Genomic DNA, 24215 nt, shown 5'->3' on the forward strand with positions numbered 1-24215 from the left:
TACTTATATTCGATCCGCTTGAAGCTGTTGATCCACTTGGCTCAGGAATAGAGCTGCTCTTTGAATATATTCTTTCGGGTGAACTTGGAACAGCATCTCGTGCTGACCATTAGGCACAATCCATGAACGAGACAACATATTGCCTTGATCTGCGGCAATGGCTTCCGCTGTCTGGTAAGGTGCCTTCACATCGTTAGTCCCATGAATAATATAAAGCGGTATTTTATAAGTATTTGCAATAACCTCACTAGCAGGGATAGAGCCGAAGCTTGTTCCTGTCCAGAGTGGAATTAGCGATTCTATGAGCGGCAAAGAGAACCTCGGCAAGGAAACAAACTGATTCAAATTATCGAAGAGCGCTTCAGGACTTGGTATAAAAAGACTATCCAAGATCATAGCATCTATCTCATCGGTTTGAAGTGCTGCTTGCAGTGCTGTTCCAGCGCCCATTGAGAAGCCCCAGACGACGATATCCTCAGCGCCGCGGCTTTTCACATAATCTACAGCGGCCAGCAGCTGCTGTGACTCCTCGAGCCCGCCAGTGGCTGGTGCTTTGTATTCCTTAGAGGCGTATCCATAATCAAATAGCAATATATTATAATTTAATTCGTGAAGCAGCTTTGAAAGCTCATACATCGGCACCCAATTCTCTTCACGGTTAGCACCATAGCCATGGCTGAAAACAACAGTACGAGCCGAAGGATCCGATTGGCTTTCCTCCGCATCAGCTGGGATAAACCATCCGCTGACCGTTGTATTGCCGCTTTTACTAGGGAAAATGACATCTTCATAGCTCAGGCCAATGGCTGCCTGTGGGTTAGATGATAGTGGAGCAACAAAAGGGTAGGCCAGCAGCCAAGCGACATAGCCGTGGAATATAATGACAACTAGCAGACACATAGCCAATAGAGCGGCAATTGAAGCAACTAACAGATGTTTGCCACGACTTTTGGATTTGCGAAATTGAAAGAGACTATTAGCATCTCCCAAAGGAAAGGGGTTCAGGTTCCCCGTCATACCGCCTTCTAGCGGCAAGGGTGTCATTGTTGTTGTGCTCATGTCGGTTTCCTCCCTCGGATGCAACTTTAGATGCTCTTTCATCCTTCATAATTGAAAGCGCGTTCTTATCTAGTACTTTTATCTTAGGACGGTCCTATATGCCTGTCAATTGATGTCGAGATACTGTTATGCACTTGTAATATATCTGTAATGTAAGGAACATTTCTTTACGGTACGAACGCCAATGAGTTATACTAGATGAGAATCGGTTTCATTGGATGAAACCATATGATAGGGAGGCGCGGTTGCATGGAGGATGGAAAATCGACGGTTCGAGCAGTGGATCGAGCACTTGATATATTGCTTTGCTTTACTTCCAAAACGGATTGGGCGATGACGGAGATAGCTGAACATGTTGGATTGCATAAAAGCACCGTACACCGCATGCTGGCTACTCTGGAGGATAAAGGCTTTATTGAGCGGGATCGTTCAACAGACCGTTATCATCTAGGGCTAAAGGTGTGGGAACTGTCTGCCAACTTATCGCGTACGGATGATCAAGCAACGATATGGCTGCCTGAAATGGAACGGCTTCGTGACCGACTCGGGGAGACAGTCAGCATATATGTAAGAGATGGTTCGGAAAGAATTCGGATACAGGCAGTACAGAGCAACCAGCCTGTTAGGCGAGTAGCGCCAGTTGGCGTAAGATTGCCGCTTTATGCAGGGGCATCCAGCAAGGTACTGATCGCTTATTCCGATCCTGTCGTGCAAGAGAGTATCTTTGGCCATCCGGAATGGTTGTATTCCATTGATTTGGATCAATATAAGGAGCTTTTGGAGGATATTTGCGCCAAGGGCTATGCGACTAGCTTTGAGGAGAGGGAGCCGGGGGCGGCTGCATTATCCTCGCCTATCTTTAATCGGAAAGGCGAAATCGCAGCGGCTCTGTCTGTTTCTGGTCCTGCGAGCAGGATGACGATAGAGACGATGAACGAGTATGCGCCTGTTATGATGGAGTCGGCTAAGCGAATGGGAATTATGATCGTATAACAGCTATATAAATATACAAAAAAAAGCAGGCTCAAGGGATTATCCCCTGAGCCTGCTTTTTGTTTACTGCTTGTTTAAGGCTGATTATTACATGTTAGCAATCATTTGGCGAAGCACGGTTTGAAGGATACCGCCATTGCGATAGTAATCCACGTCAACCATGGAATCTAGGCGCACGATTGCTGGGAATTCGAATGTTGTACCATCTTCGCGAGTAGCTGTAACGGTAACTTGCTCGCTTGGCTTAACGTCATTGGACAAGCCAACGATGTCAAAAGTCTCACGACCCGTAATACCAAGTGTTTTCCAGCCTTGGCCCTCTGGGAATTGGAGTGGCAATACGCCCATACCAACCAGATTTGAGCGGTGAATACGCTCGAAGCTTTCAGCGATTACAGCTTTTACGCCAAGAAGGTAAGTACCTTTTGCCGCCCAGTCACGGGAGCTGCCTGTTCCGTATTCTTTACCAGCTAGAACAACTAGGTTTTTGCCGGATTTTTGATATTTCATGGAAGCATCGTAGATGGACATAACTTCTTCTGTAGGAAGGTAAGTTGTTACGCCGCCTTCCGTGCCAGGAGCCACTTGGTTACGAATCCGAATGTTCGCGAAAGTACCGCGCATCATAACTTCGTGATTACCACGACGTGAGCCGTATGAGTTGAAGTCTTGACGTTCAACGCCATTTTCGATCAAGTATTGGCCGCCTGGGCTGTTTACCGTAATGTTACCTGCAGGTGAGATGTGATCCGTTGTTACGGAATCGCCCAATAGCGCAAGAACATTTGCCGAATGAATGTCGGAAATATCATCAAGATCAGGACCCAATTGTTCAAAGAACGGCGGGTTTTGGATATAAGTGGATTTTGTATCCCACTCATAGCTTTCGCCTTTTGGAACGGAGATTGCGTTCCAACGTTCGTTTTGCGTAAATACATTCTCGTATTTGTCGCGGAACATTTGCGGATTAAGTGCTGCTGACATGGCATCGTTAATTTCTTTCGATGTTGGCCAGATATCTTTCAGGTATACAGGTTTGTTGTCTTCTGTATAGCCAATTGGGTCATTAGTAAGATCGATGTTTGTCGTACCAGCTAGAGCATAAGCAACAACTAGCGGAGGAGATGCCAGGTAGTTGGCTTTTACTTGAGCATGAACACGACCTTCAAAGTTACGGTTACCGGATAGAACAGCTGAAACTGTCATATCATTGTCAATGATTGCTTTGCTTACTTCATCTGGAAGCGGACCGGAGTTACCGATACAAGTTGCGCAGCCGTAGCCAGCAACGTGGAAGCCAAGAGCTTCAAGCGGCTCCATTAGGTTAGCATTGATCAAATAATCAGTTACAACAAGCGAGCCCGGTGTCAGGGATGATTTAACATAAGCTGGCTTCTTAAGTCCAAGTGCTACTGCTTTCTTAGCAACAAGGCCGGCACCGACCATAACGCTCGGGTTAGAAGTGTTCGTACAGCTTGTGATCGCAGCGATAACAACAGCGCCTGTGCCCATTTTGCTCACTTGGCCATCATTATGTTTTACAGTTACGACTTGCTCGATTTTCTCATCGCTCAATCCGTAGCCGCCTTTTTCGATTGGCGTGCGAATGATATCATTGAAAGATTCTTTCATTGCAGTAAGCTCTACACGGTCTTGTGGACGTTTAGGGCCTGCAAGCGAAGGAACGATCGTCGATAGATCAAGCTCAACAATATCCGTAAATACTGGATCTGGCGTTTCGTCAGTACGGAACATGCCTTGCTCATGGTAGTAAGCATCAACAAGTTCAATCAAATCTTCCGAACGGCCAGTTTGACGCAAGAAGCTAAGTGTTTCGCTGTCAACAGGGAAGAAACCAACTGTTGCGCCATACTCAGGAGCCATGTTGGCAACTGTAGCACGGTCAGCAAGACTGATGTTGGACAAACCAGGACCAAAGAACTCAACGAATTTACCAACAACGCCTTTTTTACGAAGAATTTGAGTAACAGTAAGTGCAAGGTCAGTAGCTGTGGAGCCTTCTGCCAGCTTGCCTGTTAGTTTGATACCAATAACTTCTGGCATAACGAAGTAAAGCGGTTGACCAAGCATACCTGCTTCAGCCTCGATACCGCCTACGCCCCAACCAACAACGCCAAGACCATTGATCATTGTTGTATGGGAGTCCGTACCAACAAGGGAGTCAGGATAAACGACAGTTTCGCCGTCAATTGTTTTTGTAGCTGCTACAGATGCCAAGTACTCAAGGTTAACTTGGTGAACGATACCTGTGCCCGGTGGAACCGCGCGGAAGTTATCGAATGCCGTTTGAGCCCAGCGAAGGAAGCGATAACGCTCTTCGTTACGTTCAAATTCAATTTTAGTGTTGTATTCAAGAGCTTCAGGTGAGCCGAATGCATCAACCATAACGGAGTGGTCAATAACCAGATCAACAGGTACAAGCGGATTGATTTGTTTTGGATCTCCGCCAGCTCTTTTCACAGTGTCACGCATTGCTGCTAAATCAACAACAACGGGTACACCGGTGAAATCTTGCAGTACAATACGTGCAGGAATGAAAGGGATCTCTTTATCTACGCGTCCGTCAGCCCATGTTGCGAGCTGCTTTACATGTTCAGCTGTAATGGCGTGACCGTCAAATTGACGAACAGCAGCCTCCAGCAATACTTTGATTGAGAAAGGCAGCTTTGAAATGTTGCCCAAACCTTGAGCTTCTAGTCCGTCTAAACGATAGTACGCATAGGATTTGTCACCTACGTCAAGTTTGGAGCGAACAGAATAATGATTTTGATTAGACATCGTCATTCTCCTTTTTGAATATAGTCTGCGTTTCATCTAGTGAAACACAATTTCAAAAAATGCTATATACATAGTATATCTTTAAAATAGCCACTACGTAAAGTCCAATTATGTCCTTCCTACCTGTATTTCTTATGGAAAATGAGCGAGACGAATATTACATGAAAAGAACATTGGCTTCATATAATGAAGCAGTTAATAAGCGTCAGCCGCCTGCTATCGCATCACCACATGGTTTGGGAGGGATTGGGATGCCGCGTACGGGTAACCGTGGACCGAGCAGTCAGACAAAGAAGAGCAATGGAACGGCCTCAAAAAAGGATTCAAGACCGCGCCAGCCTCAGCAGAAGGCTGTGTTAAATGCTGTGAACAATGGGACATCTCCACTTGCATCAAGTCAGCAAAAGGAAAGCGACGCGACATCAATGGATGGATTGCTGAGCAAGAAGATGGCCGTTAATAAAAACGTCAAGCAGCCTAATGAAGAGATGCGCGGGCATTCAAAGCTCAATTCGCTGCTGCGTTCATCGGATTACGATCCAACTAGACAGCTTGGAAAGCTCCAAGGCTGGCAATCTGCTGTGCATCGCTATGTGAGCCTATACAACCAAGCAGAAACAGAGCAGCATGCTGCGGTCCTGACTGATTTTGTAACGGATGGAGATCATTGCTCTCGGCTGAGAGGCAGACTAGAACGGCTTCGTCACCGGGATCTGCTCAGAGGGGCGATTCCAGCTGGAAGCGAGACAAAAGCTGAGCTGATTCGGGTGAATGAATCATCCAGCGAGGTGTCTGTGTTAATTAAGCTTCATATAAAAAGAAAAATGGAACAGTCAGGTCGTTACTATATGGAGGAACGATCTGAATTTGAACGAATCTGGCTTGGCTTGCAAAGTACGGGCTGGGATATCATGCGGGTTGAGCCCATTATTGCAGAGCGCAGACCGCGTTTTGGCGCGTCCACTGACAACTGGATGACAGTAGACGACTATTCAGAAATGTTTGGCGATATTTCTTCACCTTCAACACCTTACTTAAATTATGACCTAATACCGCAATTCAAACACCGTCCAGCGGGTATTCGGTACAGGAGAGATTTGGTCGCGGCATTTGCGGATAAATGGTGGAACGAGGGGAACCCGTCCTACGAGCTTTTTGAGGTGAATTGCACAAACTATGTATCGCAGTGCATCTTTGCAGGCAATGCCCCGATGAACTATACTGGTAAAAGGGAAACAGGCTGGTGGTACAAGGGCCGCAATAAGGGGAGCGAGTGGTGGAGCTATAGCTGGGCCGTATCTAATGCTCTGACCAATTACTTAACTGCTTCGAGAACCTCGGGTCTGCGTGCTACTGTCATGCAATCGGCAGAGGAGCTTCAGCTTGGCGATGTCATTACTTATGATTGGAATGGCGATCATCGCTTTCAACATAGTTCAGTAGTGACCGCTTTTGATTCCTTCGGTATGCCCCTAGTCAATGCAAATACGGTTGCCAGCAGGCATCGTTATTGGGATTATCGTGATTCTTATGCTTGGACGGAACAAACGAAATATCGTTTTTTTCATATTAATGATCTTTTATAATTTATTATACCGGAGGATATGCCATGAATAGCAAGGTTCGTGTAGGTTTAGTTTACGGGGGGAAATCAGGAGAGCATGAAGTCTCTCTTCAAACAGCATTTGCGGTAATGGGAGAGTTTGATTACAGCAAATATGAAATTAAACCTTTCTATATTACGAAGCAAGGCGAATGGGTTACGGGTGATGTTCTTCACGCCCGTCCAGCTTCGGTAGAAGAACTACGTTACGAATCGAGCGGGGCGAAGCAAACAGGCTTCGCGCTCGCTCCATTGTTTGCGAGCTTGAATGGAGGAGGGGCAGGCGACGAGTCCAGCGTCGACGTTGTATTCCCGCTATTGCATGGTACATTCGGCGAGGATGGCACTATTCAAGGTCTCTTTGAGATGGCTAACATTCCATACGTAGGTGCGGGTGTTCTCGCTTCTGCCGTTGGGATGGACAAGATTTTGATGAAAAAGGTATTTGCGCAAGAGGGCTTGCCGCAATGTGTATTCCGCTATTTCAATCGCACGCAGTGGGAGAAGGATTCTCCATTCTTTATTATGGAGTGCGAAGTGGCCCTAGGCTATCCTTGTTTTATTAAACCAGCGAATCTAGGTTCAAGCGTTGGTGTATCCAAGGCTAGAAATCGTGAGGAACTAGTTGCAGCTATTAATTTTGCCTTCCGTTTCGACAGGAAGGTTATTGTGGAAGAATTCGTAGATGCTAGAGAGATTGAAGTCGCTGTGCTTGGAAATGACGATGCCAAAGCATCTGTCCCGGGTGAAATTGCCCCGTCCAATGAATTCTACGATTACAAAGCCAAATATATTGATGGAGCATCAACTGTACAAATACCAGCCATACTAACGCCTGAAGTATCAGAAGCGGTACGTGAAATGGCGATCCGCGCTTTCCAAGCTATCGACGGATCAGGACTATCCCGCGTAGACTTCTTCATTCGCAAAAACGACAATCAAATCTTTATCAACGAAGTAAACACGCTCCCGGGCTTCACCCCATTCAGCATGTACCCGCTGCTATGGAAAGAAACCGGAGTGCCATACAAGCAGCTTCTAGACACCCTAATCAACCTAGCGCTAGCTCGCCACACCGAAAAGCAACGCATAGACTTCACTGGCGGCACAATAGCGTAAGTTAAGTTAATATAACTGGTTACTAAATCAAGTTCAGGTTTAATTTACTCTAATAAATTTTCTATCTTTTTGTTTAGCTACACGGGATTTATCCTGTATAGCTAACTATTAGGGACGTTAAGCGTGTCCCGCAAGGGACGAAAGCGATCATACACTAACGAGGCTCTAAAACGTCACTTTATCTCCATCGTTCCTCCAATTGCGGGTGTCCAGAGGGTGCAACCCTTGGGGCCCTCCCTTGGAAGGGAGGGTTTGGGTGGGTTCGAAAAGCCTTAAAGGTTTGGTTGTGAATGGACTTTGAAGGTCTGGCAGTAAAAGCCTTTAAGGTTTGGTTGTAAATAGCCTTTAAGGTCTGGTAGTAAAAGCCTTTAAAGGTCTGGTAGTAAATGCCCTTTGAAGGTCCGGTAGTTAGTTCCTTTGAAGGCACAAGGTAGAAATTTCACTCAAGGAGGGAAAATATATGGGTTTTGCAACTGAATTTAACTCGGTATGTAAGTTCAAGTCGGAACAAGAGCTGTATGAATTGTTAGAGTATGGTCGGGGCAAAATGGTTAAGAGCGGCTTTCGTGTCTATCCTGTAGGCCAGAAGGTAATTGCCTATACGCTCTCGAACGAAGCGGTTGCGATCGTCCGTATTTCAGCTTCAACAGCTGAAATTAATTTTCAAGGCGAGGAAGTAACAGGCGTCGAGCTTGAGTTAGTAAGGAAACTGACTGAAGAAGAAGCGCGAGTACAAACAGCACTTGCCTTTGAAATGTTTTTTGGGGAGCAAAACTAAACGATGATTGTGAGATTTGGCTTTGTTGCGATGTGCTTGCAGCTGGAGAATGTGACTCCTTCTAGAACGATGACGTTCGCAAGTTTCTCCAAGTTGGATGACCGCGAAGCGGGCCTAAGGAAACTAGAGAGAATTACGGAGGATAATTTGCGCAGCACGCTTCGTATTCTAAAGCTATGTAAAGCATGCGAAATTGGGATGTACCGCTTTTCGTCCAAGATCATTCCTCTTGCTACACATGAGAATCTCGTTGATTGGGATCCTTATCTTACGCTAGTGCCTGCCTTCCAAGAGGTAGGACAATTTGTAAAGGAAAATAACATTAGAGTGTCGTTCCATCCCGATCACTTCTGCGTACTCAGTACGCCTAGACCGGAAGTATTGGCGAAGTCTGAGCTGGATCTAATCAATCATGTTCAGATGCTTGAAGCCATGGGGCTTGATGAAGCGGCCAAATGCAATATACATATGGGCGGGGCATACGGTGATAAAGCGGCATCTAGTGAACGGTTTGTCAAACAATTTGGTGAGTTGTCACCGCGACTTAGAAACAGGATCACTCTTGAAAATGATGATAAAACGTTTACGGTACGCGAAACGCTGGATGCAGCGGAGCTAGTAAATGTACCGATGGTGCTTGATATTCATCATCATGCGGTTAATTCCGGCGACACCGATGAGGACGAGCTGTACAATGAATTATGGCCTCGGATAAATGAAACATGGCGCAAGGAACGTGAGCGTTTGGGCTTCACTAGCACCGATCAGCTTCCTCCAAAGATTCATGCTTCTAGTCCGAAGAGTGCTGCCGATATTCGCGCTCATGCTGATTTTGTTGACGCAAAACCGCTTGTGGATTTTTTGCGGCAAGCTGCACGTACGACAGATTATTTGGATTGTATGCTGGAAGCCAAGAGTAAGGATAAAGCAGTATTGAAGCTCATGGCCGATCTCAAAGAAATGGAAGAGAACGGCGAAGGTGTTAGAGTATTAGATGGTGGCAGCGTGGAAATAAAGATATAAGCTTGTTTGATAGCAGCACCGTCCAGGATGAGCCTTGGCGGTGCTGTTGTCCATTTTCCCTATAAAACGCGAGTCAGCATGATTACGCATTAGAAAAAGGTGAATGCTTAGTGGAATGGATATTACTTGTATTGTTAGGTGTTGTAGCCGCTATGTTCGGCAGCATAGTGGGACTAGGCGGAGGTATTATCATAGTACCTATGCTCATGCTTCTTGGCCCCGTATTGACGGGCAGTGAGATTGAACATGCAACAGCTGTCGGTATTTCATTAACGGTATTAGTTGTTACAGCGCTATCCTCAACACTAGCGTATACAAAGCGGAAAATTGTAGATTTTCGCAGTGGCTGGCTCTTATTTATTACGAGCGGTCCTGCTGCGATGCTGGGCTCAGCGCTTACAGGTTTGCTGCCTGCTGGTTTGTTCCAGCTTATATTTGGCGTCTTTATGTTGCTGATGGCCTCCTTGCTGGTTGCTCGTGACTATATGAAACCGTTTTCGAAAAAATGGCCAATTGAGCGCACGATGACCGATGCAACAGGGCAGGTTCATACTTATAGCTACGGGATTGTTCCGGTATTGCTTATTGGATTTGGCGTCGGGGTTATGTCGGGGCTCTTTGGAATAGGCGGAGGATCATTATTTGTACCGCTTATGGTGTTATTGTTCAAATTTCCTCCGCATCTTGCTAGTGCGACCTCGATGTTCGTCATTTTCTTATCGTCGATACTTGGAAGCAGCATGCACATCTACCTCGGAGAAATTGATTGGCTGCTTGTGCTTGCACTTGTGCCTGGTGCTTGGATTGGCGGCAAGCTAGGCGCAGCGATAGCGGTGAAAATGAGTGGGAAAGGTTTGTTATGGCTGTTAAGAATAACATTATTGGTGCTTGCAGCACAATTAATCATTGAAGGTTTGAGATCGTTTTGATAAGGTTGTACTATTCACATGCAAAACCTGGAATGAAAATTATACCAATCCAATTATAGCTCGGGCGGAACATGTATGAATATACAATTCACAAAGAGAGAGAGTGAAGACTCGTGAGTGATCAGAACAACAATTCCGTTGTTGGCGGGAAAAGCTTTACTGCTGTCGCTATCAACTGCGCGTCGAAAGCAGGAGAATGGATCAAGACGAAGCTTGGAAATTACGCAAGCCTTGATATAAAATATTCCTCGCATGATCTGGTAACTGAGGTAGACAAGGGGTCAGAGCGTCTCATTAAAAATTTAGTTTTAACTCATTTTCCGAATCATTCCTTTCTAGGCGAAGAAGGAGTAGAACCCGGTCCAGAAGCCTCGACACGTGCGCTGGAGAATATACGGGATGCAGAATACTTATGGATTGTTGATCCCATAGACGGAACGACGAACTTTGTGCATGGCTTTCCATTCTTCTGTGTGTCCATCGCACTGGCTTATAAAGGGGAGGTCATTGTCGGGGTTGTCTATGATCCCATGAAGGATGAGCTTTTTGTAGCTGAAAAAGGCAAAGGCGCATACGTTCATGGCAAACGAATGGTCGTTTCTAAGGATGAAACACTGCGCGGAAGCTTAGTTGCAACTGGTCTTCCAGCTGATCATCACTATGCGCTGCCGTTAAATCTGAAGGGAATTGGAGCTATTGCTCCACAGGTTCGAAACCTTCGTATAGCAGGCTCAGCGGCATTACATATGGCTTATGTAGCTGCTGGAAGGTTGAGCGGTTTCTGGGAGATTGGCCTTAATAGTTGGGATTTAGCAGCGGGGGCGCTTCTCATACAGGAATCAGGCGGTGTCGTAGGAGATACACTGGGGAATCCTTATGATTTGGGCGTAAGAAATGTAGTTGCAACAAATGGATTAATTCAAGAAGAGCTTATTGCTGCGCTTACGGAAGCGGAAGCGAATAAATAAACAAAAGGACAGCATTCCGCTTAGCGGAAGCTGTCCTTTTTTATTAACCGGGTTGATTATCTATCGGCTGTCCCATTGCTATTTAAGTTTTGAAAAAGCAATTTTAGCAGCGTCGATTGTTGCATCAATATCTGCTTCAGTATGTGCTGTTGTGAAGAACCATGCCTCATATTTGGATGGGGCGAGGTTAATGCCTTGCTCAAGCATCAACTTGAAAAATCTGCCGAATATTTCACCGTCTGTATCCTGTGCTTCGTCATAATTTGTAATCTTATGATCACAGAAATGAGCGGAGAAGGAGCCGCGGATTTGATTGATTGTCAGCGGTATGCCATTTTCTTTTGCTGCTTCAGATAATCCTGCTGCGAGTCTTGAGGCAAGGGCATCCATTCGATCGTAAATACCAGGCTCCTGCAGCACCTCTAAGCAAGCAATACCTGCAGAGATAGAGGCAGGGTTGCCAGCCATCGTACCAGCCTGATAAGCAGGACCAAGAGGCGCAACCTGCTCCATGATCTCACGGCGTCCGCCGTATGCGCCAATCGGAAGTCCCCCGCCGATAATTTTGCCAAGCGCCGTTAAGTCTGGCTCAATGGCTTGGTGATCCGGGAATGCGGCATAGGTTTGTGCCGAGCCGTAGTGAAAGCGGAAAGCACTGATGACTTCATCATAAATAACGAGCGCACCAGCCTCGCGCGTTAGCTTGCAGAGACCCTCCAGGAAGCCCTCATGAGGCATGACCATGCCGAAGTTGCCAACGATTGGCTCAACCATAACGGCTGCTGTTTCGTTGCCCCAACGCGATAGAGCAGCTTCTAGAGCAGGCAAATCGTTAAACGGTACCGTTATGACCTCACTAGCAATGCTGCTTGGTACGCCAGCGCTATCGGGAATGCCAAGCGTTGATGGACCAGAACCAGCAGCTACCAGCACCAAATCGGAATGGCCGTGGTAGCAGCCAGCGAATTTAATAATCTTTGAACGTTTTGTAAAGGCGCGAGCAACGCGGATTGTCGACATTACCGCTTCTGTGCCGGAATTGACGAAGCGAACCTTATCAAGTGAAGGTATAGCTTCCTTGAGCATACGTGCCAATTTGATTTCGAGTTCGGTAGGCGTTCCGTAAAGGGTGCCATTTTGAGCAGCTCGAATAATGGCATCTGTAATATGGGGATGAGCATGTCCAGTTATAATAGGGCCGTATGCAGCCAAGTAGTCAATGTAGCGATTGTCATCAACGTCCCAGAAATAGGCGCCTTCACCGCGTTTCATAAAAACAGGAGCACCGCCGCCAACCGCTTTATAGGAGCGGGAAGGGCTGTTAACGCCGCCGACAATATGCTGCAGCGCTTCTTCGTAAAGCTTTTCGGAATTAGGTCTTTGCGTAGTCATGAATAGAAACCTCCACTTACTTATAATTTATGAATAAAAATACACGCAACAAGCATAAGCCGCTGCGTGTATCTATAAGCTACTCTTGTGTATTGCTGTTAGCGGCATTGCTGGATGGACTGCCAGAAGGTGTTGGTGATTCTGTAGGTTCTGGAATCGTATCATCCTTCTGTAATACTTCTTGAACATAAGCACGAAGATCGTCTTCGTCGCTGATTCCAATGACAGATGCGCCGCCAACGCGATCTTCTTGAATGAGCTCCATAGGCGGGATTTGTGTTGTTCCGGCTACATGGCTTTTGACGCCTAGCTGACCGAGCTTCAGCATGTCTGACACACTAATGTTCATTTTTACATATGGCTCAACACTTTCCAATATTTTAGCCATACGGACAATGTTCCATGTGGATTGAAGCTCTTTGGCTACGGCTTTAAGCAAGTTGCGCTGACGCTCTGTACGAGTGAAATCACTCATAGCATCATGACGGAAGCGCACATATTGGAGCGCTTTATCTCCGTCAAGCAGTTGATAGCCCTTTTTCAAATCAATATCATAGCGATTACCGTCGGCATTATCGGTGTAATGCATATCCTTCTCTACATCAAAGTAGATGCCGCCCATCGTATCGATCAGACTTTTAAAGCCTTCAAAGTCGGTGTATGCATAATATTGGATATCAAGACCGAGTAGGTCGCCGGCTGTTTTCATTGCAAGCGGATAATCTCCGAGTGTAATTGCCGTATTTATTCGACCGCGTCCATAGCCTTCAATTTTAACGTAAGTATCTCGCAAAATCGAAAATAGATGCGCTTTTTTTGTAACGGGATCAAATGAAGCCACTAACATGGAATCGGAGCGCGGCTTCGTTCCCTCTTCAACGCCTCGCACATCCCCGCCAAGCAGCAAAATATTAACGCGCTCCTTGCCTTCCCATTCCGGAACAGTAATAGGTACCTCTGATGTGCCTTCTGCAGGAGGTGTTGCTTTACTATCATTACTGAAATTATCAAGTGCATTATATACGCCAATCCCCCAGTAGATCGCGAATACAAGTACAACGCCTACTATGGTGGAAAGGCTGATGAAGAACCATTTCCATTTTTTTGAGAGTTTTTTCTTAGTGCGCATTTGGTTAGAAGCGCTCCTTTCAGGTTCTGTTGGATGGTTTTGAGAGTAATGGTTTTATACGCTTATAATGAGATCAATAAGGCACAGTCATTATTTCACTTTACAAAAACTAGGTAAGCGAAATCGTTTACGCAATGCGTGAAGTGCTGTATGATTACATATCATAAAATTATAAAGCTGAACGACATGCAGAAGCAAGTTTTATCGTTTTAAGTAAAAAGAGAGCGGTATTTCCTAGGAAATGTCGAAGCGAGAGGAGCATGAATACCTTCATGTTAGCGATTGATGTAAAAGATTTAAGAAAGCAATTTAAAGTTCAGAAAAACCGAGAAGGCTTATCCGGAGCGCTCAAAGACTTGTTTCAACGCGAGTATAATGAAGTGACTGCGGTTAAAGATATTTCCTTTCAGATTCCACAAGGCGAAATTTGCGGTTATATCGGTGAGAATGGTGCTGGAAAATCGACCACGATTAAAATGCTGACTGGTATCTTGGTACCAACATCAGGCGATATCAAGGTTAACGGTTATGTACCTTTCAAGGATCGTGAGAAGTTCGTCAACGGTATTGGTGTTGTATTCGGTCAGCGTTCCCAGCTATGGTGGGATATCGGTGTAATCGAGTCCTTCCAGCTTTTACGCAAAGTATATCGGGTATCTGAGCCTGATTTCCGCAAAAGATTAAATGAGCTCGTTGAGCGTCTTCAACTCGGTGATTTGCTAAATCGTCCCGTTCGTAAGCTGAGTCTTGGTCAACGGATGCGTTGTGAAATTGTAGCTTCTTTGCTCCATAATCCATCTATTTTATTTCTTGATGAACCTACGATTGGTCTTGATATCGTGGTAAAAACGGAAATTCGTGATTTTCTCATGCAGATGAACAGAGAACAGGGGACGACTATCCTCTTAACGACACATGATCTTCAAGACATTGAGGCATTATGCTCGCGTGTAATTATGCTCGATGATGGTCGCATCATTTATGATGGCGGTCTTGATGATCTTAAGAATCGTTGGAGCAAGGGCCGTGAAATTCAGTTTCAATTTGCTGTTCACACTCCGCTTGCCAAGCTGCAGCAGCTTACGGCATCATTGGATGTCTCATGGACTGTTGAAAATGAATTGACTGCTAGAATGTGGCTGCCGCATGCTGTGAATGTGTCGGATGCGCTTGCTTGTGTCGTAAGCGGGACTTCGATTCGAGATATCAAAATTTTTGAAACCAATACGGATGATATCGTCCGCAGCATCTATTCCTCAGGTTCGGCGTCTACATCCGAGGAGACGGTTAAATCATGATGAGCGCTTATATTGATTTTATTCGCATTCGTTTTATTATGATGCTTGCTTATCGCGTTAATTATTATAGCGGTATTATTATTTATGCCATTAATATAGGTGCGTATTATTTTTTATGGCAGGCTATTTATGGGGACAAAGATTTGCTTGCCGGCTTTACCGTCAACCAAATGACCACTTATGTCGCAGTCTCTTGGATGGCTCGCGCCTTTTATTTCAATAACTTGGATCGAGAAATAGCGAATGAAATTCGCGACGGAAGTGTTGCTGTACAACTCATAAGACCTTATTCTTATTTGCTTGTGAAAATGATGCAGGGCTTCGGCGAAGGCTTGTTCCGTATGCTCCTGTTCATGGTGCCGGGTATGATTATTGTTTGTCTTATATTCCCGGTCACACTGCCGACTGATCCGGCAACCTGGGCTATTTATTTAGTCATGTTGTTCTTTAGTTTCTTAATCAATTCGCAGATAAATATTTTGACCGGCTTATTCGCTTTTTTCGTTGAAAACAACGAGGGTATGATGCGTATGAAGCGAGTGATGGTCGATTTATTTTCCGGAGTAGTGGTGCCGATTGCCTTCTTCCCAGGCTGGTTGTCCGCAACGATGCAATGGCTGCCGTTCCAAGCGATTACGTACTTGCCAAGCTCTGTCTTTACAGGGCGTACACCGCTTAATGAAGCGATGCATGTATTTGTCATCCAGCTTCTTTGGTTCGTAGGATTGTTATTGCCGATATGGTGGACGTGGCGTGCTGCTCGCAAGCGGCTGTTCGTGCAAGGGGGTTAATAGAGATGAGATATGCATCATTGTTCTGGGAATACATTAAAAATTACGCAAAATCAAAGCTGACCTACCGGGCGGATTTCTGGATCGAGGTTCTCTCGGATCTCCTGTTCCAAGGGATGAATCTAATCTTTATTTTAATTGTGTTCCAGCATACGGAGTCGCTTGGGGGCTGGTCTGAGGCAGAGGTTGTGTTTGTTTATGGGTTCTTTATGATTCCATATGGCGTGTTCAGCACCTTCTTCAGCATTTGGAATTTCAGTGAGCGTTACATTGTAAAAGGAGAAATGGACAGGGTTCTGACAAGACCGGCACATAGCCTATACCAGGTTCTGCTCGAAAATGTTGATCCTCCATCGCTCATCGGATCATTTGTCGGCACCATTATTATGGGGATATGCTGGGTTCAGCTAGGCTTGCCTTTCGAGTTTTTGGATATCATTATGCTCCTTCTTCTAGTCATAGGAGCTGTACTCATTTATGGAGGGCTTTATACGGCGCTGAGCGCTATTTCATTTTATTCCGATGCACCGACAGGTATCGTACCGCTTATGTACAATATTCAAAACTACGGCCGGTATCCAGTTAACATTTATAACAAGATCATTCGATTTGTACTTACATGGCTGCTGCCATTCGCATTTGTTGGCGTCATCCCCGCATCCTATTTTCTTGAGAAAAAAGCGGATGATTTGTCTCAGCTCGCGCTGCTGACACCTGTTATGGGTGTTACGGTGTTCACATTGGGATTATTGCTGTGGAATCACGGTGTGAAGAAATATCGGGGAGCAGGCTCTTAGATTAGCTCGTCATCATTTACTGCAGAGAACACATTCAAGAGGAGATTAATCTAATGACGGAATTGCGAATAGGGGAATCAGCACCAAATTTTACATTGCCAGCATCGAATGGGGAAAATGTCTCATTAAGCGATTATCGCGGGAAAAATGTTGTCATCTATTTTTATCCAAAGGATATGACAACAGCATGCATACAGGAATCATGTGATTTCCGTGATGCCAATGCAGAAATGCTGCGCTGCAATACGGTTATATTGGGGATCAGCATGGACACCGTAAAATCTCATCAACGATTTATTGAGAAGAAAGAACTGAATTTTCTTCTTTTAGCAGATACGGATCATGCCGTTTGCGATGCCTATGGCGTATGGCAATTGAAAAAGCTCTATGGCAAGGAGTATATGGGACTTGTCCGGTCAACCTTTCTGATTGATGCGGAAGGGAAGCTCATTCAGGAATGGCGAAAAGTGAGGGTAAAGGGTCATACGGAGCAGGTTCTTGAGGCTGTAAAGGGACTTCATGCCACAGCTTCAACGGGTTCTTTGTAATACAAAGTCTTTCTCCATACAGAGAAGAGATGGCATTTATATAAAATATGGTTAGTGAATAAAGAGGGTATTTCCAGAGCTTAAGAGCTGCGGAGATACCCTCTTTGCTTATTTATAAGAGTCAATTGTATACCAGCTTCTCTCTCAGTCCCTAGTCCCCAGTCCCGACAAGGCACGACTAAGGTCTAGGTAAGACTACATTCTGCAGACCATTATGCGAAGTGCTTAAACAAATTACAATAAATCCCACAGGCAGAAATTGGAGACGAAAGATTAACAAATGGTTTGAAAGAGAAAAGGAGAGAATAGAATGAAATTTTTTACAAGTTTTTCACTTCGCAATCCGGTAGCAATTGTACTGCTGGTCATTTTGATCACAGTAGGTGGCGTGTATGCCACATTAGGATTTAAGCAAGAACAGCAGCCGGAAATTGCTTTTCCAGGAATTATGGTCACTGCTGTCTATCCTGGAGCTGCACCAAATGAAGTCATGAATCAGGTTACGTTGCCTCTTGAGAAGGTACTGCGAAATATGGAGGGCGTCAAAAGTGTAACGTCGCAATCCGCAAATAGCGTCTCCATGCTTCAGCTCGAATTTAGTTACAATGATGACATGAAGAAGAAGCAAGCGGAGGTATCTCAAGCATTAGGTGAGGTTCAGCTTCCAGAGGGTGTGGGCAAACCAGAGGCGAAATATTTCTCTACTACAAATCAGCCCATTATGTATTCTAGTGTCACAGCGCAAGGTGGAGTGACGGAGGAACAATTAGCGAATATTGTGAAAAATTCATTGCTCCCAGATCTTCAAGCTATTGAAGGTGTAAGCGATGTGCAAATTGTTGGCCTTAAGGATGAGGGTGTGTATATCACTCTTGATGCTGCCAAGATGGCTGATAAAGGAATCACTTTTGATCAAATCACGAATGGTTTGCAGGCTAATAATCTGAGCATTCCGCTTGGAGAAGCAACAATCAATCAAACTAATTTGCCGGTTTTCGTTCAGGGTGATCTTCGCACGATTGATAAATTGAAAGAATGGAATCTAACCCCTGACGGAGTCAAATTGACAGATATCGCAGAGGTGAAAGAAGGCAAGGATCTCAGCATACTTAACAGGACCAATGGAGGAGCAAGCGTTAATCTGAACATCGTAAAGTCCGGGGATGCCAACACGGTAGAAGTGTCAGAGAAGGTGCTTAAAGTATATGAAAATGCCGAAAAGGATGGTCAAATCAAAGCATTGATCATGTATAACCGTGCTACCGATGTTAAGGATTCGGTAAACACGCTTGCTCGTGAAGGAGCGCTGGGCGCACTGTTTGCCTCCATCCTGATTCTATTCTTCCTTCGAAACTTTAGAGCTACGTTGATTGCGATTGTCTCGATTCCGCTCTCCATGCTGATCGCTATGATCTGTCTCAAATATTTTACGGATGTAACGTTAAATATTATGACGCTTGGCGGTTTGGCGGTAGCAACAGGTCGGGTTGTGGATGATAGTATCGTAGTCATTGAGAATATTGTACGCAGAACAAGGGGCGAGAAAATTAGCAAGGACTTGATCTTGTCGGCGACAGCAGAGGTAGGCAGAGCCATTACCTCATCTACGATTACAACGGTTGCTGTCTTCGCGCCGCTTGGCTTGCTTTCAGGAATGGTTGGCGGTTATTTCCGTCCATTTGCATGGACTGTTGGTTTTGCATTATTATCATCTCTGCTTGTAGCGCTAACCGTTGTACCGCTAATGGCCTGGGCATTAATGAGAAATGGCAAACTGTCAGAGCCTAAGGAGTCAGCGATAAGCCGCGGTTACAAGCGAGTGTTGCAATGGTCATTAGGTCATAAAGCGATTGTTCTTGTTGTATCCTTTATGCTTTTCATCGGAAGTCTTGTGCCGATCTTCGCCGGCAAGGTAGGGGTTATCCTGCTGCCTCAAACAGATTATAAATACCTTTTTGCTACACTCGAAATGCCTAAAGGATCAAGTCTTGCAACAATTGAATCTGAATCTAAGCGTATGGATGAGGTTATTCGCGCTTATAAGGATGTAGAGAACACGAATATTACGGTGGGTGCGCAATTCGGCGGTGATGCTGGTGCGCCTAATATCGCCGTTTGGTTCATAGGGCTGGATTCGAAGGCTGATCTTGATGTATTCATAGACGATATGAGAGATAAAGTTAAAATTCCTGCTGACAGTGAATTCAGCTTAGTTAAGGATGATATGGGCGGCGGCGGAATGATTGGCGTCACCGTAACCGGATCATCAATGGACGATATAAGAGATGCGACAAAGCAAATTACGACAGCTGTTCAAGATCTGCAAGGTACGGATAACGTAAGCAACAACTTGCAGGACGGAACCCAAGGTATCGCTATCGAGGTTAGAGAGAAGGATGCAAGTAAATACGGCTTGTCCGCGGCTCAGGCTTCCTTCATGCTGCGGCCTTTCCTAACAGAAACGAATGTAGGTCGAATTGGGGATGGCTCCAAGGCTAGCGATTTATTTTTAGCGCTTAGCGGTACATCGATTGCTTCAACGACTGACATTGCAAATTTAAAGCTTCTCTCTCCAATGGGGACATTTATAACCGTGAAAGATATCGCGGATGTGAAGGAAGTACAGCTGCCTAGCACACTGCAATACAAAAATGGAGCAGAATATGCAACTATATCAGCTCAGATTACGGATAAGAACGTAAATAAAGTAAATGATGCTTTAATTAAAGCGTTAGAAGGATTGACTCTGCCAGCGGGTGTGCAATATTCACTCGGCGGCAGCAATGAGGATGTACAGCAAATGATTGGGGATATGCTAATGGCGATGCTGGTCGCAGTCGGCATGGTATATATCGTTATGGTCATTGCCTTCCGTGAAGGCAGAGCACCGCTAGCCGTACTATTCTCCTTGCCGTTTGCATTAATCGGTGGTTTAGTCGGAACGATGGCTGTAGGCGAACCGTTATCTGTTTCCAGTATGATCGGCTTCCTCATGCTAATCGGAATTGTTGTAACGAATGCGATCGTATTGATCGAACGTGTACAGCAGCAGATTGAGCATGGGCTGAGCATTCGCGATGCGCTGCTTGAAGCGGGTGGAACTCGTCTTCGTCCGATTCTGATGACTGCGATTGCTACGATCTGTGCACTCATGCCGCTAGCTATTGGTTTGGGAGGCGGAAGCATTATTTCAAGCGGTCTAGCTGTAGTCGTAATCGGCGGTCTCACTAGCTCGACATTGCTCACTCTTGTTGTCGTGCCAGTCATGTATGAGTTGCTCTATTTCAAACGCGCACGGAAGCAGCTCTTAAATAAAGAAAATCTAAACGCTGCAGCTTAATGCTCCTGAGCAAAGAGCGACGAAACGCAGGCGCGTAATAGAATTACTTTTACTTTTTGCAAAAAAGATTTTTACAAGGATGCTCGCAACATTATTGAATTCGATTTAGTCTATTCAATAAAAGGGGCTGATTGAATTGAACAAAGGAATGAGCATCCTGTTCGTTCTTCTAATTGGGTTTAGTATATTTATTCAAACAGCATATGGAGATTGGGCGCATAAGTTTGTTGTGTATGATGGAAGCAGCTATGTTATCTCTGATCTTGAGGTTGATAAAAGCTTAATCAGCAAGAAAATCGGCAAGGTAACCAAATACTCGGATCGTGAAGGTACGTATCGAGGTAATTTCTCGAATCATTATCCAAAAGGTACAGCTTACTATTCCATTAAAGATGTTGAAGTCAGCAAAGCTATTGCCATTAAAGATAATGATGATAAGTACATGAAAGCTGAATATCGTGGTGAATATGCGGGCGGGAAAATGGATTTGCTAACGATAATTCCCTATGTAATCGGATGTATGTTAGTGTTGTTAGCCTTTTTGCTGGTCAAAAATTCAGTTAGGAAAAAGAAATGAAAAGAGAAGGAAACGTATTCTGCAGTTATCGCTGAATACGTTCTTTTTTTGTTTATAAGGAGTGTAAGAGAGTAAATGAATACATAGTGGAAACAATAGGAGAAGTTTATTTTAATGTTAGTAGTGCTTAATACCGGCGTATTACTTGAACCATTTCATGGATTTCAAAATGGTACAATACATGAGTAGACTAATGCGAATAGTTGGAATTTAACGCAATGGTAATTTATTACTGTTGACAGGATGCTAACACATTTATACAATATGTTCTTGCTTGTCCGAAAGGGGGTTATTCAACTGATTAGCTTAATGAACATCAAGAAATCTTACCGAGTAGGTGCTGTTTCTGTTGAAGCCATTCGAGACGTTAGTTTGAACGTTCGAAAAGGCGAAATATTTGGTATTATTGGTCATTCAGGAGCGGGCAAAAGCACATTGCTCCGCTGCGTTAATTTACTTGAAAAACCAACGTCAGGTTCCGTGATCGTTGGTGATGTCGAGCTGACAGGTTTGTCAGAGGGACAGCTGCAAAAACAAAGGCGTCGTATCGGTATGATTTTTCAACATTTTAATCTGCTTTCAATGTCTACGGTTCGTGAGAATATCGCTTTTCCACTTTCGCTTGCCAAGCTTTCAAAGAGTGAGCTGAATAAGCGTGTGGACGAGCTATTAAAGCTTGTGCAGTTGGAGAAGCATGGGGATAAATATCCGGCACAGCTCTCAGGCGGTCAGAAGCAAAGGGTGGGCATTGCAAGAGCACTTGCAAATAACCCTGACGTGCTGCTTTGCGATGAGGCAACGTCGGCGTTAGACCCGCAAACGACGAATGCGATCCTAAGCTTGCTGCTCGATATTAATGCAAAGCTAGGCATTACCATTTTACTGATTACCCATGAAATGAATGTCATTCGTTCTATTTGTGATCGTGTTGCCGTCATTGATCAGGGGGAAATTGTTGAGCTTGGGGATGTGCTTCATGTATTTTTGAAGCCGGAGCATCCAGTAACTCGTGATTTTGTCGAACAGGTTTCCGATAGTGGTGCAAATAGCGGTTTGCTGCGTGAACGAAAGGGCCGCTTGCTGCGCATGACCTATATTGGTGATTTGACGTATGAACCGATTCTTTTTAATGCGGTGAAGCCAACATCGGTGCAATTTGCAATTCTACAAGGTACTGTATCGCGCATGAAGCAGACACCATATGGTCAACTGATTGTAGAGTTGATTGGTGATGCTGCGGAGGTTGAGCACGTTATTGCTGTATTGCGTGAGGAAGGGCTGGAGGTAGATACACTATGATGAGCTTTGAAAATGTTCGATGGCCGGAAATAGGGGAAGCAACGAGGGATACGCTGTACATGATGACAGCATCCTTGGTGTTTACGATACTATTTGGCTTGATTCTTGGCGTCGTTCTGTTTCTGACTTCACGTGGACAATTGCTACAGCAGCCAATTGTTTATGGTATGCTATCAGTAGTGGTTAACATATTGCGTTCGGTTCCATTCGTTATTTTGATGATCTTAATTATGCCTGTAACGAAGTTCATAACCGGAACAACGCTTGGCGTAGAAGGTTCCATTCCACCGCTAATTGTGGCGGCAACGCCTTTCTTTGCTCGGCTCGTGGAAACGTCTATGCGCGAGGTGGATAGAGGCGTTATCGAAGCGGCTCAAGCGATGGGCGCATCCAAATGGGATATTGTGAGACGCGTTCTTTTGCGTGAATCAAGACCAGGACTAATTGCTGCAGTGACCATTACTGCCGTAACGCTTGTGTCTTATACAGCTATGTCAGGTGTAATTGGCGGAGGCGGGCTCGGAGATTTGGCGCTTCGTTATGGCTATCAGCGTTTCCAAACCGATGTTATGCTTGTTACGGTAGCGCTGCTTATTGTCCTTGTTCAACTGCTGCAAACGCTGGGTGATGTACTCGTACGCCGCTATAGCAGAAAATAGTTCTTTCTGATTTATCACATCATAGAAAGAAATAACAGAAGTAACGGAGGAATGAACATGAAGAAGACAAGCTATGCAGTTGTGATCATGATGCTGATGTTCGCATTGACAGCATGTGGTCAAGACAAAAACAATACAAACGGTGCTGATGTTAACCAAGGAACCGGCGAAGAAACGCCGTCTATGGTTACGTTGAAAGTTGGAGCATCACCAAAGCCGCATGCAGAAATGTTGAAATTTATTCAGCCGATGCTGAAGGAGCAAGGCGTGAACTTGGAGATTCTCGAGTTCAACGATTATATCCAACCGAACACACAATTGCATGAAAAGAATATTGATGCGAACTTCTTTCAACATCAGCCTTACCTAGATCAATTCAACAAGGATAAAGGCTATGACCTCGTTAGTGTTGCTGACGTTCACATCGAGCCTTTTGGCGCTTACTCCAAAAAGATAACGAAAATTGAGGATCTGAAAACAGGTGCTAAAGTGGTTATCCCAAATGATCCATCCAACGGCGGTCGCGCGCTTGCGCTTATGGCGGCAAACGGCTTGTTAACATTGAAGGATGGCGTTGGCGTAAGCGGCACAGTGTCAGACATTGTGGATAATCCAAAGAAGCTTGATATAAGAGAAGTAGAATCTGCGACGCTTCCGCGTGTGCTTGGTGAGGTTGATCTTGCTCTGATCAATACGAACTATGCGCTTGAAGCAGGTCTTGTGCCAACGAAGGATGCTTTGTTCATCGAGGGCAATGAAACACCGTATGTGAACGTTCTTGTTGCACGTCCAGACAACAAAGATTCAGAAGCTATTCAGAAGCTTGCTGCGGCACTTCGTTCACCAGAAATGAAGAAATTCATCGAAGATACCTACGGCGACGCAACTATTCCTGCATTTTAGGCATTAGCGTTTAAGCGTAAGCGAATATATGATTGGAAAAAGCGTCTCCGCTCAATTAGCGGAGGCGCTTTTTTTCTTTGAGGAGTTGGACTAACAAACCAACAAACCAACAAACCAACAAACCAACAAACCAACAAACCAACAAACCAACAAACCAACAAACCAACAAACCAACAAACCAACAAACCAACAAACCAACAAACCAACAAAC

General features: G+C 45.0%; 21 protein-coding genes. 16 read left to right on the top strand and 5 right to left on the bottom strand.

The features are described from left to right. Positions 1–3: 3 nt before the first annotated feature. Positions 4–1059 carry an alpha/beta hydrolase gene (locus AC0YOD_RS14210; protein ID WP_475799948.1) on the bottom strand — a complete coding sequence of 352 codons (1056 nt, stop codon included), beginning with the start codon at positions 1057–1059 and terminating at the stop codon, positions 4–6. 249 nt (positions 1060–1308) lie between these two features. Here AC0YOD_RS14210 and AC0YOD_RS14215 point away from each other — a divergent pair, with 249 nt between their 5' ends. After that, positions 1309–2052, top strand: a complete 744-nt coding sequence (locus tag AC0YOD_RS14215) for an IclR family transcriptional regulator (RefSeq protein ID WP_475799949.1) — start codon at positions 1309–1311, stop codon at positions 2050–2052. Between the two features lie 87 nt (positions 2053–2139). Here AC0YOD_RS14215 and acnA read toward each other — a convergent pair whose 3' ends face one another. After that, complete coding sequence (gene acnA, locus AC0YOD_RS14220; protein ID WP_475799950.1) at positions 2140–4851, bottom strand: aconitate hydratase AcnA; 2712 nt, start codon at positions 4849–4851, stop codon at positions 2140–2142. Positions 4852–5012: 161 nt separating this feature from the next. Here acnA and AC0YOD_RS14225 point away from each other — a divergent pair, with 161 nt between their 5' ends. From AC0YOD_RS14225 to AC0YOD_RS14250, 6 genes are all read left to right on the top strand, one after another. Continuing rightward, complete coding sequence (locus AC0YOD_RS14225; protein WP_475799951.1) at positions 5013–6437, top strand: amidase domain-containing protein; 1425 nt, start codon at positions 5013–5015, stop codon at positions 6435–6437. Positions 6438–6460: 23 nt separating this feature from the next. Next, complete coding sequence (locus tag AC0YOD_RS14230; RefSeq protein ID WP_475799952.1) at positions 6461–7573, top strand: D-alanine--D-alanine ligase; 1113 nt, start codon at positions 6461–6463, stop codon at positions 7571–7573. Positions 7574–8033: 460 nt separating this feature from the next. Next, entirely contained in the window at positions 8034–8351 is a 318-nt protein-coding gene (locus AC0YOD_RS14235) for a hypothetical protein (protein WP_475799953.1), read from the top strand. A 3-nt stretch (positions 8352–8354) separates the two neighbouring features. Beyond that, positions 8355–9374, top strand: coding sequence for a UV DNA damage repair endonuclease UvsE (gene uvsE, locus AC0YOD_RS14240; protein ID WP_475799954.1), 1020 nt, complete (start codon positions 8355–8357; stop codon positions 9372–9374). A gap of 110 nt (positions 9375–9484) precedes the next feature. Continuing rightward, a complete protein-coding gene (locus tag AC0YOD_RS14245; RefSeq protein WP_475799955.1) occupies positions 9485–10303 on the top strand; it encodes a sulfite exporter TauE/SafE family protein in 819 nt (272 codons plus the stop codon). Positions 10304–10416: 113 nt separating this feature from the next. Further along, positions 10417–11271, top strand: coding sequence for an inositol monophosphatase family protein (locus AC0YOD_RS14250; RefSeq protein ID WP_475799956.1), 855 nt, complete (start codon positions 10417–10419; stop codon positions 11269–11271). 78 nt (positions 11272–11349) lie between these two features. Here the strand turns inward: AC0YOD_RS14250 and AC0YOD_RS14255 are convergent, their stop codons facing one another. Continuing rightward, positions 11350–12663 (bottom strand): glutamate-1-semialdehyde 2,1-aminomutase, encoded by a 1314-nt coding sequence (locus AC0YOD_RS14255; RefSeq protein WP_475799957.1) that lies wholly within the window; start codon positions 12661–12663, stop codon positions 11350–11352. A 79-nt stretch (positions 12664–12742) separates the two neighbouring features. Continuing rightward, entirely contained in the window at positions 12743–13792 is a 1050-nt protein-coding gene (locus AC0YOD_RS14260) for an LCP family protein (protein WP_475799958.1), read from the bottom strand. A 272-nt stretch (positions 13793–14064) separates the two neighbouring features. On the opposite strand from AC0YOD_RS14260, the gene AC0YOD_RS14265 reads away from it, so the two are divergent. From AC0YOD_RS14265 to AC0YOD_RS14305, 9 genes are all read left to right on the top strand, one after another. After that, entirely contained in the window at positions 14065–15090 is a 1026-nt protein-coding gene (locus tag AC0YOD_RS14265; RefSeq protein ID WP_475799959.1) for an ABC transporter ATP-binding protein, read from the top strand. Further along, a complete protein-coding gene (locus AC0YOD_RS14270) occupies positions 15087–15881 on the top strand; it encodes an ABC transporter permease (protein ID WP_475799960.1) in 795 nt (264 codons plus the stop codon). Before AC0YOD_RS14265 ends, AC0YOD_RS14270 begins: the two co-directional genes overlap by 4 nt. A 5-nt stretch (positions 15882–15886) precedes the next feature. Then, the gene (locus AC0YOD_RS14275) at positions 15887–16678 is read left to right on the top strand and encodes an ABC transporter permease (protein WP_475799961.1); all 792 of its coding nucleotides are present in this window, start codon (positions 15887–15889) and stop codon (positions 16676–16678) included. A gap of 53 nt (positions 16679–16731) precedes the next feature. Next, positions 16732–17226: a thioredoxin-dependent thiol peroxidase gene (bcp, locus tag AC0YOD_RS14280; protein ID WP_475799962.1), complete on the top strand. Its 495-nt coding sequence runs from the start codon at positions 16732–16734 to the stop codon at positions 17224–17226. Positions 17227–17536: 310 nt separating this feature from the next. Further along, positions 17537–20566: an efflux RND transporter permease subunit gene (locus AC0YOD_RS14285; protein WP_475799963.1), complete on the top strand. Its 3030-nt coding sequence runs from the start codon at positions 17537–17539 to the stop codon at positions 20564–20566. Between the two features lie 136 nt (positions 20567–20702). Then, positions 20703–21143 (top strand): hypothetical protein, encoded by a 441-nt coding sequence (locus AC0YOD_RS14290; protein ID WP_475799964.1) that lies wholly within the window; start codon positions 20703–20705, stop codon positions 21141–21143. A gap of 309 nt (positions 21144–21452) precedes the next feature. Continuing rightward, the gene (locus tag AC0YOD_RS14295; protein ID WP_475800001.1) at positions 21453–22442 is read left to right on the top strand and encodes a methionine ABC transporter ATP-binding protein; all 990 of its coding nucleotides are present in this window, start codon (positions 21453–21455) and stop codon (positions 22440–22442) included. Continuing rightward, a complete protein-coding gene (locus AC0YOD_RS14300; protein ID WP_475799965.1) occupies positions 22439–23101 on the top strand; it encodes a methionine ABC transporter permease in 663 nt (220 codons plus the stop codon). Before AC0YOD_RS14295 ends, AC0YOD_RS14300 begins: the two co-directional genes overlap by 4 nt. A gap of 57 nt (positions 23102–23158) precedes the next feature. Continuing rightward, a complete protein-coding gene (locus tag AC0YOD_RS14305) occupies positions 23159–24004 on the top strand; it encodes a MetQ/NlpA family ABC transporter substrate-binding protein (RefSeq protein ID WP_475799966.1) in 846 nt (281 codons plus the stop codon). Here the strand turns inward: AC0YOD_RS14305 and AC0YOD_RS14310 are convergent. Next, positions 24001–24215 (bottom strand): hypothetical protein (locus AC0YOD_RS14310; protein WP_475799967.1); only part of this gene is annotated, 215 nt, incomplete at its 5' end. The genes AC0YOD_RS14305 and AC0YOD_RS14310 overlap by 4 nt on opposite strands.

This window comes from Paenibacillus sp. J31P13 (genome assembly GCF_056269295.1).